This is a genomic window from Alteromonas aquimaris (assembly GCF_026183695.1).
In the GTDB taxonomy this organism is placed as follows: Bacteria; Pseudomonadota; Gammaproteobacteria; order Enterobacterales; family Alteromonadaceae; genus Alteromonas; species Alteromonas aquimaris.
Genome location: NZ_JAPFRD010000013.1, coordinates 37,544 through 53,701, shown reverse-complemented (window position 1 = coordinate 53,701; position 16,158 = coordinate 37,544). Strand labels below are relative to the sequence as shown.

Here is a 16,158-nt window from a genome sequence, read left to right as displayed (position 1 = left end):
CTTAAATATAATTATCAAACTAGACGGTCTAGTATTTATAATATAGCATTAAGCTACGTTGAGTAAACACACTCTACCGTTTGTATGTAATAAAAACCTCATCGCCAGGAAAGGACAGTTATGTCAAATCATTCACGCGCAGCCGACGTTTCTTCAGATTCCGGCAAGTTACAATTATGGCTCACCGTAGCATTGAGCGCGGCAATACTTATGACTTTACTGTTCTCGGCCGGTGCCAGCCGTGCAGACAAACATAAGGTGGAAAGGCGTTATGCGCATGCTGATGTGTCGACTATTCAGATGCATTCCTCTTATCAGCGAGAGCAGCGCGTATTTGGTTTACTCGAATCGGCCAGTGCCTCGAGCCTGGGCTTTGAACAAACGGGTAGAATCATCTCCATTGCGGTAGACGAAGGCGATACCGTTGCAACAGGTCAGGTGCTGGCGCAACTGGATATATCCAAATTAACCAGCCAGCAGGCAGAGTTATACGCGAGTTTACAACGAGCCACAGCAGACGTGAGTCTGGCAGAATCGACTTTGCAACGCGTGAGATCCGTGCTCAATCAGGGCGGCTCGTCTCAACAGCAGGTAGATGAGGCGCTGGCGCGCTTTAACGTGGTCTCCGCGCAAGTTAAAGAGATTGAGGCGGCTATTTCATCGCTGCAAATCGAAATCGATAAATCAACACTTACTGCACCCTTTGCAGGCGTAGTGGGAGCGAGGCTGGTTGATGAAGGAACTGTCGTCCAGCCCGGCACACCAATTTTGGAGTTGGGGGCGCCCAGTCAATTACAGGCTCGTTTGGCCATGCCGCAAGCATTAGCCACCACTCTGGTGAAGGCGCAAACATTAAATATTGATACGGGCAACTACCGTATCGATGGTCACCTACTTAGTATTCAATCTACCCGTAATCGACAAACGCGCACGGTAGACGCGCTGGTAGCGGTACCGAATGGATCAGACGACCTCCTTATTGGAGATATGGTTTCGGCATCCCTCCAGACGAAGGTGAACCAAGCTGGAGCTTGGGTCCCCCTGAGTGCACTGACACAAGGGGTACGCGGTTTATGGTCATTATTGGTGGTGGTCGGAGATGAACCATCGCATTTGCAAAGCCGCTTGGTAGAAATTGTTTATGCGACAAACAAAATGGCTTTTATACGCGGAGCGATAAACGAAGGGGACAAATTTGTTGTACAGGGAGGACAGCGTCTGGTCCCTGGACAATTGGTAAAGACGAAGTTAGTTGAGTCTATGAACGCAGGGTCCAGCCAGTGAATCATCCTCCCCAGCCCTGGTACAGTCTATTTTATCAACGCCCTCACCTACTCGTCTTAAGTCTGGTCATTCTGCTGGTTGCCGGTATCTCTGCGCTGACTAACATGCCCCGACTGGAAGACCCGCGTATTGACACCCGAAATACGCTGGTGATAACGCCTTACCCTGGGGCATCTGCTGAACAGGTAGAGGCGTTAATCAGCGATGTTCTCGAAGATAAGCTGCGCGAAATTTACGAAATTAAAGAAATAGAATCTACTTCTCGGGCAGGCATCTCAATTATCAAGGTAGAACTTCAGGACTGGGTGAACAATACCAATAACGAACAAATTTTTAGCGAAATTCGCGATAGTTTACATACCGCGTCAACTCGCTTTCCACCCGGTGCTGGCAAACCCATATTTGATGAAAAGCGCGGCGCCACTGCGTTTACCCTGTTGCTAGCTGTGGAAGCAGCGCACCAATCCTCTTCACTGGCGATGACGGCGCGGTTAGCCAATGAAATGGCAGACCGGCTGCGCAATGTCAACGGCACTGAAATTGTACGGGTGTATGGGGCGGCTGAAGAAGAAATTGTGGTGGATGTGGATCCGCTAAAATTAGCGCCTACAGGGCTTACCTTGGCACAAATCAGCCAGCAAATTCAGCGAGCTGACTCAAAATTACCCGCTGGTATTGTGCAAACCGAAGAAAGCATTTATCGGTTGAAAGTGGCGCAACCGCTTGCCAATTTGGATGTGGTAAAAGATATTGTTTTACATAATCGCGACGGTCGTTATTTAAGGCTGGCCGATATTGCCAGCATCAGTCGGGGCTTTAAGACCCCGATAAGTGACATGGCGTTTTTCAAAGGAAAACGGACGGTGTTCGTGGCGGCGCGAATGCAGACGACTCTGCGCTCCGGCGTTTGGACCGAACAGGCACTAAAGGCGGTCGACGGGTTCAACCATGACTTTGCAGGAAGTTTCTCCGCCGAGGTGGCGTTCGAGCAGAATCAATACACCTCCGTACGCCTGGTTAATTTGACGGGCAACCTTTTATTAGGCTGCATCGTAGTGGTGCTGGTGATCTTTTTGTTCATGGGGTATCGCGCGGCTTGGATAGTCAGCCTGGCGCTGCCACTGACGGCGGCATTTACCCTGTTTGCGTTAAGCCTGTTTAATGTGCAAATCCATCAAATGTCTATATTTGGCATGATCATCGCTATTGGTCTGTTAATTGACAATGCGATTGTGATCACTGACGAGATACGCATTAATTTGCGCGATACTTCACTGACCAGGCTGCAAGCGATGACAAAAAGTGTCAGTCATCTGTTCACGCCACTGTTAGCCTCTACTTTGACGACTATTCTTGGCTTCATGCCAATATTTTTACTGAGCGGGAATATCGGTGATTTCATTAGTTCTATCGCCATAAGCGTGGTGATGGCATTAATTGGTTCATTATTCATCTCACTGACCCTCATTGCGGCACTAGCGGCTAGATATCTTCCACGACATGCAACCCAAAGTCATTGGTGGCTAACAGGGTGGGATGCGCCTGTTATGTCGGCTACGTTTAATCGTTATCTAGGCAGCTGGATCAAACATCCACTCCCGGTTATAAGTGTAATCGTGGTGCTATGTTTAAGTGGATTTGCATTGACCAAACGCTTAGATAATGTGTTTTTCCCCAGCGCAGATCGGAACCAGTTTGAAGTATACATGTGGACGCCTGAGGGGACTTCAATAGAACAAACCGCCGCGCGAGCAATGGCGATTGACAGCGTTCTTCAGCGAAAATCTGATATTAACCAGGTAACCTGGTTGGTAGGCGGGTCAGCCCCTTCAGTATATTACAATCAGGTAATGACCCGAGATAACACGCCGCACTTTGCCAACGCAGTGGTTACCACAGGCTCTGCTGAGCAGGCAAGTCGCCTGATCAGTCAGCTGCAATATGAACTTGAACAGCACTTTGCAGATTTACAAATCATTGTGCGAGCCTTCGGTCAAGGACCCCCCATTGCTGCGCCAATTGAAGTAGATATCATCGGACAGGACATCGCGAAACTGGACGAACTGGGCAAAGAGGTGCGGTTATTAATGAGTCGGGTTGACGGTATAACCCAATCTATCGCCTCCATTGGCTACGGTGAGCCAGAGTTAACGCTGCAAACGTCGGAATCTGTCACCTCGAGTGCTGGTCTGGGGTTAAGCGATATCGCAGTACAACTGCAGCATCAATTGACGGGCGTGACAGGTGGCAGCGTGCTTGAAGGCACCGAAGAAATCCCAATCAGAGTCAAAATTGAATCACTCGAAACAAATTCGATTAGTAAGGTTATGGGGCTGCCGCTTGCTAACGCACTGGATAACACCGCCTGGTTGACCCTGGCTTCATTGAGTGACGTTTCGTTATTACCTTCATTAAATGGTATTACCCGCAAACAAGGGGAGCGAATCAATAAAATTCAAGCATTTTTACTGCCTGACGTGCCAGCTATTGATGTGAGTAATCAACTTAAAGCCATGATAGATAAGCATGTTACCTTGCCACCCGGCTATCGCATACAAATGGCCGGGGATGCTGATGAGCAACAACAAGCGATGGGACAGCTTGGGACGTATGCCCCGGTGTTGCTGGTACTGATGTTGACAACCTTAATACTAAGTTTCAACAGCGTGCGTAAAGCGATGTTAATCGGCGTGGTGGCAGTACTGTCAGTGGGGTTGGGTATGCTCAGTTTATGGCTGTCAGGATTACCCTTAGGCTTTAATCCTTTATTAGGGAGTGCAGGTCTTATCGGGGTGGCTATCAATGGTTCAATCGTGGTGATTGCGGCGATAAACAGTAACGCCAGGGCGCGCGCAGGCGATACTCGCGCCATTGTGCAGGAAACGATGGGGTGCAGTCGCCATATTTTGTCTACTACTTTTACTACGGTAGGAGGATTAATCCCGTTATTGTTATTCAGTAATGGCACCTTTTGGCCACCGTTGGCCGTTGTACTGGCGGGCGGCGTGGGATTTTCTGTCATTCTCTCCTTAGTGTTTACACCCACAGTGTTAGGGGTTATCAATCGCCGTTCACAGAAATCTTTGCATCCTGAACCTGCTTAGGCGATCATTTATAGTAAGGTAAAGTAACGTAGAGAATCCTGTGAAACCAGGCTCTTCACAATGGTGGCGAACAGACTGTAAAGCTTGTAAACGCATCCGGTTATATGTCATTTGGGCAATTATCATGATGGTGGTGTATTTTTATGTCTTTAAATGAGCAAGACGTGATTAATATTAAAGCCAATTCAAAACGCAATGGCTTGGTAACCATTTTGCTGGGCGGTGGCGGACTGGGTTTGTCTGTGTTGTGGCTTTCATTTATGCCTGATGCGCTATTTCTTGCGGGGATTTTTTTAACCAGCGCCGCAATTGTTACGTTGTTGATTGGTTGGTTCAAGTTACGCGAACCAGAATTTAGCCTGGCGATCACCCGTGCCGAAGTGCGATATTTTCACCGATTAGGAAAATGGCAATTAAACTGGGACAATGTTCAGCGGGTAGATTGCCCGCGTATACGGCGCGGAATTGAACACCAGGAGCTCGAAGCTGTTGGCTTTAAATTAAAAGATTATGCACCCTTCTTACGGGATATTTCACCCCGACTCGCCACCCATATCTTAATGGAGCAACGCCCGCTGTTAATGCAACAAGATGATGATAATTGCCAGACCGGAATGTGTTACGGCAACGAAATGTTTGATGATAAGCCAGTTATGTTAGCCAACGGGGAACAGTTAACCGGGGTTAAGGCAATGTTAGCTAACCGCATGTCACAGCTACGCGCGCGGCTAGGTTTTGATGTTTATATTTCTACCGCTGATCTGGACAGATCCGCGGCTGAATTTGTGACGTTTTTAAAGCAATGTCAGCAAGCGCGGGCCACCCGCCTTGATTAAGTACTCATAAGGGTTAGTAAGCCAGCTTTTCTTTTTGCATCTTCGCAAGGTGTTGCTGACCTTCTGTTCGTACTTGCCTGGATTCCACTAACAATTCGGGCATTAACTTTTCTACCACGGTATATTGTTGCAACTTCAACGCACTTTCAATTTGCTTGGTCAAGTCTTGCAGTTTAGGGACACCGGTATAGCAACATGCACCATGTAACCGATGAACTTCGGTTGTCAGTTCAATAAAATCGTTGTTCGTCCACGTATCACTTATAATTCTGATACTTTCTGGCAGCATCTTGACGAAGTCGTCCAACAACTCCATCGACACAGCAGGATTATGATTCGACCGCTTTAGTGCCAGAGGCCAATCAATGGAAGGTAGCGCAGGCGATCGAGATTCAATATTGCGACACCAGCGCTGGATAAGGTCAACTAAATTTCCAATTTCAATGGGTTTTGGTAAGTAATCATCCATGCCCGACGCCAATAACCGCTCTTGCTCTTCCTTAAACGCGTGGGCGGTGACCGCAATGATAGGGGTGCCCAAATTTAATGCAGATTTTCGAATTTGCTGAGTGGCTTGCAAGCCATCCATTCCTGGCATCTGCACATCCATTAAAATCATATCGAATTCCTGCGTTTGACATCGATTTACCGCATCCTGTCCGCTCATTGTGGTGGTGAGTTCTACCGCGGAGGGGTTTAACCATGTATGCAGGAGTTTCAAGTTCATGTCCATGTCATCTACGGCCAAAATGCGCGCAGCGGGTAAGCTGTTTAGCTTACTTTGCATGTGGTTGTGATTGGGGTAGGCCTTCTGATACAACAGGCTTTCTAACTTGGTAATGGTCAACGGCATGCGAATTTGGGTGTGAAAATATTGCGCCAGACTAGGGTAGTGATTGAACGGCTCCGGTCCTGAATACCACAAGATGCGTTTTTGCGCAGCAAACTGAATCACCTCACTTAAAAAGTTATCCCGTTTGCTGGATTTGGTGATTGGAACCACGGCAAACAAATATTCAGGATTCGTCTCCGGCAGCCCCTTTAAGAATGTGGTTGATTCCACGGACGTAACATGGGCCCCGAGATATCGCAGAATAGACGCACTGGCATGGCGGGTTTCAGGAACAGGATCAATTAATACAATCTGTTTTCCGGTCCATTCTGAAGAATGGGTTAATGAAAACTTTTGGCTTAACTGGTTCATTCTCAGAGTCACCGTAAACTTACTGCCTTGTCCCGGTATGCTTTTTAAATGTAAGGTGCCACGCATCAGCCTCACTAGTTCCCGGCAAATAACCAGACCAAGCCCGGTGCCCTGATAGTTACGATTAAGTGAATCATCCACTTGCGAAAACGCGGTAAACAGTTTTTTCTTATCCTCCCGGCTGATGCCAATACCGGTATCTTCCACGCTTATCTCAATTTCATGTATTCCATGAGGTAATGGACGTCCCTTCGCTGATAACGTGATAGTGCCACTATTGGTAAATTTAAGGGCATTACTTAACAAGTTATTGAGCACTTGCTTGATGCGAAACATATCACCAATCAGTTTTTCGGGTAGAGGTGCCAGCTCAAAAACAAATTCAATGCGTTTTGCATGGGCCGATTTGGCCATTAAAGTGACCATCTCCTCTAACAGTTGATTGGGCGAAAAGGGCTGATTGTTAATCGTTAATTTACCCGCTTCTATTTTGGAAAAATCCAGTACGTCATTCACAATGGTCAGCAAATTTTCTGCCGCAGTACTGATTATTCTGGCCTGCTCCTGCTGCTCAGTAGGTAAAGGTGAGTGATTAAGTTCACGACTAAACCCTAAAATGGCATTGAGCGGTGTACGGATTTCGTGGCTCATATTGGCCAAAAATTGTGATTTAACATTACTGGCTTTAATGGCGTCCTTACGGGCAATGTCCAATCTGGCGTTTTGTTCTTCAATTAATTCCATATTGTTGCGCAGATCATCCGTCGCCTGCTCAACTTCTGCTTCCAATTGGCTACGGCTTTTTTCCATTAAAGCAATCGAAAACAGTCCCGCTTCCAGAAAAACACCCACTTGGAAGCAGTAAGTAGTAAACGTATTGGACGGTAGGACGCCGATTAAACTGAACATACCAATGACGGCACCGGAGGCCAGCATTCCCCAGGCGAAGATAAAGTAACGGGCTGGTTTGAAATGATTCATAAACGCTTCAAAACCAGCATAAATATAACTGAGTATCGCGACAATACTCACACCATAAACCAGATTGTTTTTCCATATGTGGGGGAGCATATCACTCACACATACAACCCCTAACAAGGCTTGTACTATAATCAGCGCCATCACGGCAAAATGGGCCGTTGGAGCATTCTTTCGTGTTTCTAAAAAGAATACAGCGAAGATGCCGGAGCTGACCCCCATAATGATAAATATCAGTTCAGTGTGAGAAACCACCCACGGGGGAATGCCATCGCTGGCAATCAGCTGAATATGACCGCCCCAGATAAATTGCCAGATCAACACGGCCGCGATATACCCGACGTAAGCCAGCAAAGCAGGTTCACGGGTGCCAAAATACAGCACAATATTGTAGATGGCGAGAATGACCAACCCACCATAAAATAACCCCCACAATATACTGTCTACTTGCATATTAACGCTGTGGATAGGTTCCGGCGTCACTACCAACGGAACAATCAGACTGGATGAATGGCTTTCAACACGTATGTACAATTCGGTGGGTGTAGCGTCAGGTAACGAGGTACGTAACGTGGGTATGCGAAATTGCTGAGCGTTTTGGAGCTTACCTTGGAAGCTCTGTTGCACTACTTCACCATTGACGACCAGATAAAAATCAACTTTATCTAATTGACTGAAGTTCACCGTGAAGACCCAGCGGGTATCATTACTTACATTGGAGAAGCGACTAACCAGCCACAAACCATTGGTGTGAAAACCAAAATTGGGACTTTTCTCGGTATGCCACTGGAAACTCTGACGCCGATCGAGGGCTTCGCTAATGGTCAGCTGTTCGCTACCTTCAAAATAGAAAGCAAAATTGTTGGCAAGGTTGGTTTGGGAGGTTGCATCAAATAGCTGAATGGTAGTCTGTGAGTGCACTGACAGTGACCAAAATAACGTGAGTACCACCAGGATACGCTTTACCATTGCGAGCGGAGACATTGTTTTTATTCTAATCAATCGTTGGGATAGCACACATGTGAGTCTATTAAACCACTGTGCTGGACATTTGACAAAATTTCAAGCGATTGAATAAGGCAGACGGCCAATATTGCGTTACAGCTGCGTTTGACTCACAATGGCTGCATTGATGTGAAAGGTAGTCCACTAGAATAATAACACCATGAATGACGAAATTATTGTAAACCGCGACGGTGTCGAGCAGCTTCCGCTCAAACGCTTTACTGAAGACGCTTACCTGAATTACTCCATGTATGTGATCATGGATCGTGCGCTGCCCAATATCGGCGATGGCTTAAAACCTGTCCAACGCCGCATAATTTACGCCATGTCTGATCTTGGGCTAAGTGCCACCGCGAAATATAAGAAATCTGCGCGTACGGTGGGTGACGTTTTAGGTAAGTTTCATCCTCATGGTGATTCTGCCTGTTACGAAGCAATGGTGTTAATGGCGCAGCCGTTTTCCTATCGTTATCCGCTGGTCGATGGACAGGGAAACTGGGGGGCGCCCGATGACCCTAAATCGTTCGCGGCCATGCGATATACTGAAGCCCGGCTGTCCCGTTTTAGCGAAGTGTTATTAAACGAATTAGGGCAAGGTACGGTAGACTGGATGCCAAACTTTGATGGCACTTTGAAAGAGCCAAAAGTGCTGCCGGCACGATTACCTCACATTTTGTTAAATGGTGTCACGGGTATTGCAGTAGGGATGGCCACTGACATTCCGCCCCACAACGTGCGTGAAGTAGCTAACGCGTGTGCGTTGTTGCTCGATAATACCAAGGCCGAACTAAGCGATCTGATGCAACACGTTCAGGCGCCTGATTACCCTACTGAGGCAGAAATCATCACGCCAAGAGATGACATTGCCAAGCTTTATGAAACAGGACGTGGTTCTATAAAGATGCGTGCTGTATTTGTACAGGAAAGCGGCGATATAGTGATAACCGCACTTCCGCATCAGGTTTCAGGTGCTAAAATCCTGGAACAAATTGCCGCCCAGATGCAAGCCAAAAAACTGCCTATGGTTAGTGATTTGCGTGACGAATCAGATCACGAAAACCCCACCCGTCTGGTTATCACACCCCGCTCCAACCGCGTCGATATTGAGCAGTTAATGCAACATTTGTTCGCTACCACGGACTTGGAAAAAAGCTATCGGGTGAATTTAAACATGATTGGGCTGGATGGCAGACCCCAGGTTAAGGATCTTCGCTCAATTTTAACCGAATGGTTAACCTTTCGCCGCGATACGGTTGTCCGTCGTTTGCAGTATCGATTAGATAAGGTATTAGCCCGCCTACATATTTTAGAAGGTTTGATGATTGCCTTTTTAAATATTGATGAGGTAATCGAGATTATCCGACATCACGATGAGCCAAAAGCCGAGCTCATGCGTCGCTTCTCGTTATCTGATCGACAGGCAGAAGCTATCCTGGAGTTAAAGCTACGTCATCTAGCCAAATTAGAAGAGATGAAAATTCGCGGTGAGCAAGATGAGTTAGAAGCAGAACGCAAACAGCTTGAGACAATATTAGGGTCTGACCGCCGCTTGAAAACGCTCATTAAGAAAGAGATCCTCGACGACGCTGAAAAGTATGGTGATGAGCGTCGCTCTCCCATCGTAGAGCGAATTGAGGCCAAAGCTTTATCGGAAAAAGAATTAATCCCATCTGAAGCGGTAACTGTGGTGCTTTCCGAAAAAGGCTGGGCGCGTTGTGCCAAAGGGCACGATGTTGACCCATCAGCGCTTAGTTACAAGGCGGGCGATGCCTATTTAGCCAGTGCAATCGGCAGGAGCAATCAGCCAGTAGTCTTCCTTGATACCTCTGGCAGAGCTTTTTCGTGTGACGCGCACAGCTTGCCATCTGCAAGGAGCCAGGGTGAGCCCTTAACCGGGCGTTTCAATATCGTCGGTGGTGAACAGTTTTCGCATGTGTTAATGGGTAAAGATGAGCAGCGATACCTGATTGCTTCTGATGCAGGCTATGGCTTCGTCGGTAAGTTCAGTGACATGTTGAGTAAGAACAAAGCGGGGAAGGCGTATCTGTCTTTGCCGACTGCTGCCAAGGTTATGCCACCCCAACCGGTGTTCGACCCCGGCACTGACTGGTGTCTGACTATTTCTAATGAGGGACGCATGCTGTTGTTCCCTTTGCGTGATCTGCCCAGTTTAGGAAAAGGTAAAGGTAACAAATTAATTAATATTCCCGGCGCAAAAGCCCAAAACAGGGAAGAATATGTAAAAGTCGCCGCAGTCGTCCCTCAGGGTGCTGCGGTAAAAATTGTTGCCGGTAAACGCAATATGACATTAACGGCAGCCGACCTCGAACACTATAAAGGTGAAAGAGGACGCCGAGGAAATAAATTACCCCGCGGTTTGCAACGTGTTGATGATGTTGAAGTAGAGCAAAAAGTGGGCGAGGGCGAGCAAATTGCAGAAAATTTACCCCTAGTTGATGCAGAATAGTCTAACCTGTTAATAGCGTTACGCATTTTCGTTTAACCTATTTAAATCTGGGGGGAGCATGCTGGGGATCGTTTTCACGTCACTTATCGATATGCTAGAAGAAAAAGTATCCCCTGATTTTGCCGATGACGTGCTGGAAGAGGCAGACCTCGAAAATGCGGGCGCGTTTACGTCAGTTGGCTACTACCCCTTTTCTGAGATGCAAAAACTTATCACAATATTAGTGAAAAAAACGCGTACCCCAGCCGATAAACTGCTCTACGATTTTGGTTACTATCTGTTCGGTAAATTAGCCACAGCGCATGGGCAGGTGTTAGCAAATAAAAAGAATATTCTTGATGTGTTAAATTGTCTGGATGACGATATCCACGTTCAAGTGCGTAAGCTCTACCCTGATGCGGATTTGCCTCATTTTTCGGTACTAAAAAAAACTGAGACCAGTATACAGCTGCAATATTACTCCACGCGCGATCTCTACCATTTAGCTGAAGGGTTAATGGATGCAGCAGCAAATCACTTTGGTGATAAAATTCAGCGAGAATTGGTTAAACTGGACGAACCCCATACCTATCTATTTACCATTCATCTGGAGGCCTAATGACAGAGCTTTCAGATATCTTGAAGAACCTCGTCCGGCTGGAAAAACGAGCCAGCCGCGAAAGGCACGCCAGGCATGAAGCCGAAAGACTCCTTACCGATAAAAGTCTTGAACTTTACAACGCTTTGCAAACCTCCCAACAGTTACAAAAAAAGCTGGAATTAGCTTTATGGGCATCACAAGAATCGTTCTGGGAATGGCGTGCAGACAATGATGAATTTGAACTACGCAACTTTGGTTTGGAAAAGGGGCAGGAATTTCACTGGAAAGGCAACGCGCTTTCCCTGCTGCGATTTGTGCATAAAGACGACCTGAATAGTCTGGAATTTCACTGGACGTTAGCCTCCCTAAGCGGAAGCGACCGTATCGAAGTGGCGTTTCGCTTCAAACGCGACGGTAACTATCAATGGATGCGTTTGCGCGGCCGGGTACTGGAAAGAAACGACGAGGGTACCGCATTACACATTGTGGGTACCACGCGGGACATTACCCAGGAGCGGAAAGCGGAACAGTCCTTTCAATTGATGGCGTCGGCTTTTTCGAGTTCGCGAGAACCCATGCTGGTCCTCTCTTCAAACTTCGGCATCAATGAGTGTAATTCAGCCTTCATCCGCTTAATGCGCCTACCCAACAAAAATACATGTCTTGGGCAAAACTTTCATCATTTGTTACCGCAAGCAGATAAAGAACTTAAGCTATTAACCAATCGGCGGCAAATGCGTTTCGAAACGGCTTTGCATACTTTGGACGGCCGCGTTATTCCCGTGGACGTTTCCATTGCTTTATTTGAAGCCCAGTATCAAGCTTCTACGTATTATATTGCGACGATGCGTGATATCAGCGAAAGAAAGTTGAATGAAGACCGTTTACGACAAATGGCAATGCATGACGATTTAACCGGTCTGCTGAATCGCAATGGTCTTCGCGAGTCGTTGAATCAGCTTTCAACTGCCCAGCAGCATTTTACGACGATGTTTATTGACCTTGACGGCTTTAAACAAATCAACGACGCTGCGGGCCATGAGCAGGGTGATGAATGTTTGAAAAGGCTCGCGCGGACCTTACTCAATCGGGTTAATGAAAAGTGCGTGATCACGCGCTGGGGAGGGGATGAGTTCGTTATTCTGTTTCCGGACATTACATTGGATGAAGCGCAGAAAATCGGTGTAGCAATCATCGAGGACATTGAAGCAGATAAAATCGTAACACTAGAGACTGAATACAATCTTTCCGCCAGTATAGGTTTGGCTAGTTTTCCCTCGCATGGAAATAGCGTCGATGACGTGCTGCAAAACGCAGATGCGGCTATGTATCAAGCAAAAACCACGGGAAAAGGAAAGGTATACATTTATCAGCAGGGCTTACTCGAAAGTATGAAAGAACGGGTCAGCATGCTGGCCGATTTACGACGTTCGATTAACCACCGCGGGCTCGAGTTTTATATTCAAGGCAAGTACAGCATTGATGGAATTTTACGAGGTGGGGAATTACTTTGCCGCTGGCGTTCTTCCATTCTGGGAACGATTACTCCCGCCGTTTTTATACCCCTGGCTGAAACTCACCAACTTGATAAAGAAATAGGTATTTTGGCGTTGGAAGCCGCGTGTGATTATATTTCGATGATGGAAACCCAAGGCATGGTGATCCCGTTATCAGTCAATGTCACCGCTAATCAACTATTAGATAAAAGCTTTGCCCAACAAGCAAAAGCAATTTGCGAAGAAAATGACGTGATCCCGGGTTTAATCGAGATGGAAGTGACCGAGTCAATTTTCATACGCGATCATAAAAGTGCACTGCGCTCGTTAAATGTCTTAAGAGAAGCTGGATTCAAATTGGCACTCGATGATTTCGGCTCCGGTTTCTCATCGCTGAGTTACTTGCGTAGCTTTACGTTTGAAGTGGTAAAACTCGATCGTAGTCTGCTTCATGACATCCACATCGATAGTAAAGCGCTATCGGTGTTTCAAGGGATTGTAGCTATGTTGCATTCGCTGCAACTGGAAGTGGTGGTAGAAGGGGTCGAACACCCTGAGTATCTACCTTTACTTAAGGATGCCAATGTTAGTCAGGCGCAAGGTTTTTATTTCGATATGCCCATGCCGTATGACCAGTTCATCCAAAAACATCAGAAAAAGTGATGAAAATGAGAACGCCCTTTCACCAGCTCAGGTTTTCTTTAAAGCCCCATCTGTTCGTCAATCCACTCTTTAACTAGCAATGACACTGCTTACGCGCAAATCGGAACGGTGATTGCAAAAACCTTAATAGTTGCGTTAAATGATGGCGCAACTGACTAAAAAGTAATTGTTTACACCTGTTAATAGGTTTTTGGAACACTAAAAATGAATAATAAGTATAAGAAACATATTTCGCTTCTCTGCACGGGGCTAGTGATGTTGACCACCAGTGTATCGGCAAACGATAAAACGTTAAAACAACAAATTCTGCAGGCTGATCAATCCTTTTTTAGCGCATTTAACAACTGTGATATAGCAGTGATGGCAGCCATGTTCAGCCCTGAGCTGGAGTTTTATCATGATGTCACGGGCCTGAAGGGATATGATGAAACAATGCAGTCGACTAAGGCAAACTGTGAAAGAAAGTTAGGCTTGGTTCGTACACTGAATGAGTCCACGCATAAGGTGTATCCAGTAAAAAACTTTGGGGCCATTCAACAAGGAGAGCATACCTTCTGCCATATGGAAAATGGAAAAAATGATTGCGGGACATTCGGGTTTACCACTGTATGGAGAAAGTCGGATACGGGCTGGCAAATGCACAGAGTAACCAGTTACGACCATTAGCGATGTAAGCGGCTCCGCATATAGGTAACGCTTTGTGCGGGCGATAGCCAGTGCGCAGTTTAAAATGGTGTTGCAAGATGGTAATCCTTTACCGGTAGGGGAGTAATTTGATTTTTATTTGTCGTGATTATATAAATTGTTCTAACTGCCGGTGCTCAAGCCTGAAACCACTGCAACGCCGCTCGGCATCAGTTGCCAGTGCCGAGTTCACGTTTGTGCATGTATGAGGCTAGTGCAAGCGCATCGGGATGCTTACTTTGCGACAAGGCCGCAAACACGCCTGCCTGATCGGCGGGTTTCTTATGCTGACCCAGTTTTTCTCGTGCTTCAATGCGTTCGATAATAATCTTGAATCCGATAATGCCTTTCAGCAGGCCTTGCTGGTATTTCTCTGGCATACGTTCATGATCATCTAGCAGGGAAGGCTCGTATTGTGCGATCAACTGTTTAACCTGGGTTAACGTCTCCTGCGGGCTTAATTTTTTGATAACACCGTGACAATGTACGGCTGAATAATTCCATGTAGGTACTGCCACGGGAGAAGCATACCAGGTTGGCGAAATATAACTGTGGGGGCCGGTGAATACCGCTAAAATCGGGTCACCCTCTGTAAAACCACTGTGTGCATTTTCCCGCGCAATATGCCCGTATAGTACCCCATGCTGGCCCTCATCTGGTTTTAACTGCAAGGGTAGATGCGTTGCCTCAAGTGTAGGCGAGACAATTAATGCGAAGCCGTACTGATGAATAAATGTTTGTATTGCCTGTCTATCATCCATCTTTTCCTTAATTGGTACATGCATTTTGAAATTAACTCCATTAGACGACTAACGCTAGGCAGTCTACACACTTCTGAGTGTAGACTGATGGTAAAATTATTGATACTAAACCCGTCTCGCTCACAGAAAATCTAAAGGCGGCTTCCGCTATTAATGCTAAGCCGGATAGGTGACTGAACCGCTCAGAGATAGAGGTGTTTTTCATTTCACTAACTATAAAAAAAGGCTCCGAATGGAGCCTTTCAATTTTAGCTTTTAATATTATGCTTTATTTCGCATTGGTACTTTCAAATATTTTATCTGCTGACTCGGCAACAAAGCCTTGATACAACTTTCCATTTGGCATGCTAAAGCGTTGTGCGAATTCATAAAAGCAGCTAGGTATTTCTTTTTCTTCATCGTCAAATTTAACTATTTGACGGTCAGCCATAATCGACGACTGAGCAAGATGTACCTCTTCGCCCCCTTTGATCTCACCGCCGACCGTGTTCAAAGGAAAACCGGCTTCTTTTAGTAGAGTATTAACTTCTTCTAAGCTATCAATGTGGTGAAGGTGATTAACACTAACAGTGAAATGGTTGGCACGGAAACCCCAAGCCGCTAGCCAGCCCGCATACTCCGACTCTTCCAATAGCGTCTCGTATTCTTCCTTCGTCAGGGCCCAGTGGCGGCCAGAATAAAGAAAGTTTTCATTCTTGACGGCCTCTGCATCCATCTGCGCTACCAACTTGTTGATAATAGCTTGTGACTGTTCAGTTAACTCTTGAACGCGTAATTCGCTAATGAAAATCTTCGGTTGGGTGGTATCTGAATGCTCGAAATGGCGAGCGTTAAGTTTTTTCGCTTCGAAATCGTAAGTGCCTTTTTCTTCGTAGCCTAACGCTAAAAAGTGTGCTGCCAGTTTATCTAACGAGGTTTTCTCCAGATTAAAGGTACGAAAGGCAACATGATCATTGACAATCTCGCTGCCATTTTCCTCGTCTTTAAGCAACGCATGCACTTTATGCGCGGAAGGCGTAATGGCAACGTAATCCTGCCACATGTTATCAAATAAAGAATTAATATCTGTGTGCATTAATAATGGATCCTGTTAATG

At 46.4% G+C, this 16,158-nt stretch carries 10 protein-coding genes; 7 read left to right on the top strand and 3 right to left on the bottom strand.

What is annotated here, in order from left to right:
* Nucleotides 1-120: 120 nt before the first annotated feature.
* The 3 genes from OPS25_RS14765 (at nucleotide 121) to OPS25_RS14755 (ending at nucleotide 5,224) form a co-directional block, all read left to right on the top strand.
* Nucleotides 121-1,284, top strand: a complete 1,164-nt coding sequence (locus OPS25_RS14765; protein WP_265618628.1) for an efflux RND transporter periplasmic adaptor subunit — start codon at nucleotides 121-123, stop codon at nucleotides 1,282-1,284.
* Nucleotides 1,281-4,388, top strand: coding sequence for an efflux RND transporter permease subunit (locus OPS25_RS14760; RefSeq protein WP_265618627.1), 3,108 nt, complete (start codon nucleotides 1,281-1,283; stop codon nucleotides 4,386-4,388). Before OPS25_RS14765 ends, OPS25_RS14760 begins: the two co-directional genes overlap by 4 nt.
* Nucleotides 4,389-4,531: 143 nt before the next feature.
* Complete coding sequence (locus OPS25_RS14755; protein ID WP_265618626.1) at nucleotides 4,532-5,224, top strand: DUF2982 domain-containing protein; 693 nt, start codon at nucleotides 4,532-4,534, stop codon at nucleotides 5,222-5,224.
* Nucleotides 5,225-5,237: 13 nt separating this feature from the next.
* Here the strand turns inward: OPS25_RS14755 and OPS25_RS14750 are convergent, their stop codons facing one another.
* Nucleotides 5,238-8,390 (bottom strand): hybrid sensor histidine kinase/response regulator, encoded by a 3,153-nt coding sequence (locus tag OPS25_RS14750; protein ID WP_265618625.1) that lies wholly within the window; start codon nucleotides 8,388-8,390, stop codon nucleotides 5,238-5,240.
* A gap of 181 nt (nucleotides 8,391-8,571) precedes the next feature.
* On the opposite strand from OPS25_RS14750, the gene parC reads away from it, so the two are divergent.
* From parC to OPS25_RS14730, 4 genes are all read left to right on the top strand, one after another.
* The gene (gene parC / locus OPS25_RS14745; RefSeq protein ID WP_265618624.1) at nucleotides 8,572-10,878 is read left to right on the top strand and encodes a DNA topoisomerase IV subunit A; all 2,307 of its coding nucleotides are present in this window, start codon (nucleotides 8,572-8,574) and stop codon (nucleotides 10,876-10,878) included.
* A gap of 58 nt (nucleotides 10,879-10,936) precedes the next feature.
* The gene (locus OPS25_RS14740) at nucleotides 10,937-11,476 is read left to right on the top strand and encodes a heme NO-binding domain-containing protein (protein WP_265618622.1); all 540 of its coding nucleotides are present in this window, start codon (nucleotides 10,937-10,939) and stop codon (nucleotides 11,474-11,476) included.
* The gene (locus OPS25_RS14735) at nucleotides 11,476-13,617 is read left to right on the top strand and encodes a putative bifunctional diguanylate cyclase/phosphodiesterase (protein ID WP_265618620.1); all 2,142 of its coding nucleotides are present in this window, start codon (nucleotides 11,476-11,478) and stop codon (nucleotides 13,615-13,617) included. Before OPS25_RS14740 ends, OPS25_RS14735 begins: the two co-directional genes overlap by 1 nt.
* Before the next feature lie 204 nt (nucleotides 13,618-13,821).
* Nucleotides 13,822-14,283 (top strand): nuclear transport factor 2 family protein, encoded by a 462-nt coding sequence (locus tag OPS25_RS14730; RefSeq protein ID WP_265618619.1) that lies wholly within the window; start codon nucleotides 13,822-13,824, stop codon nucleotides 14,281-14,283.
* Nucleotides 14,284-14,471: 188 nt separating this feature from the next.
* Here OPS25_RS14730 and OPS25_RS14725 read toward each other — a convergent pair whose 3' ends face one another.
* Together OPS25_RS14725 and OPS25_RS14720 are read right to left on the bottom strand one after the other, a co-directional pair.
* On the bottom strand, nucleotides 14,472-15,086 hold the full coding sequence (locus OPS25_RS14725; RefSeq protein WP_265618618.1) for an FMN-binding negative transcriptional regulator: 615 nt from the start codon (nucleotides 15,084-15,086) through the stop codon (nucleotides 14,472-14,474).
* A 244-nt stretch (nucleotides 15,087-15,330) separates the two neighbouring features.
* Nucleotides 15,331-16,137, bottom strand: coding sequence for a DUF1338 domain-containing protein (locus OPS25_RS14720; protein WP_265618616.1), 807 nt, complete (start codon nucleotides 16,135-16,137; stop codon nucleotides 15,331-15,333).
* Nucleotides 16,138-16,158 lie beyond the last annotated feature (21 nt).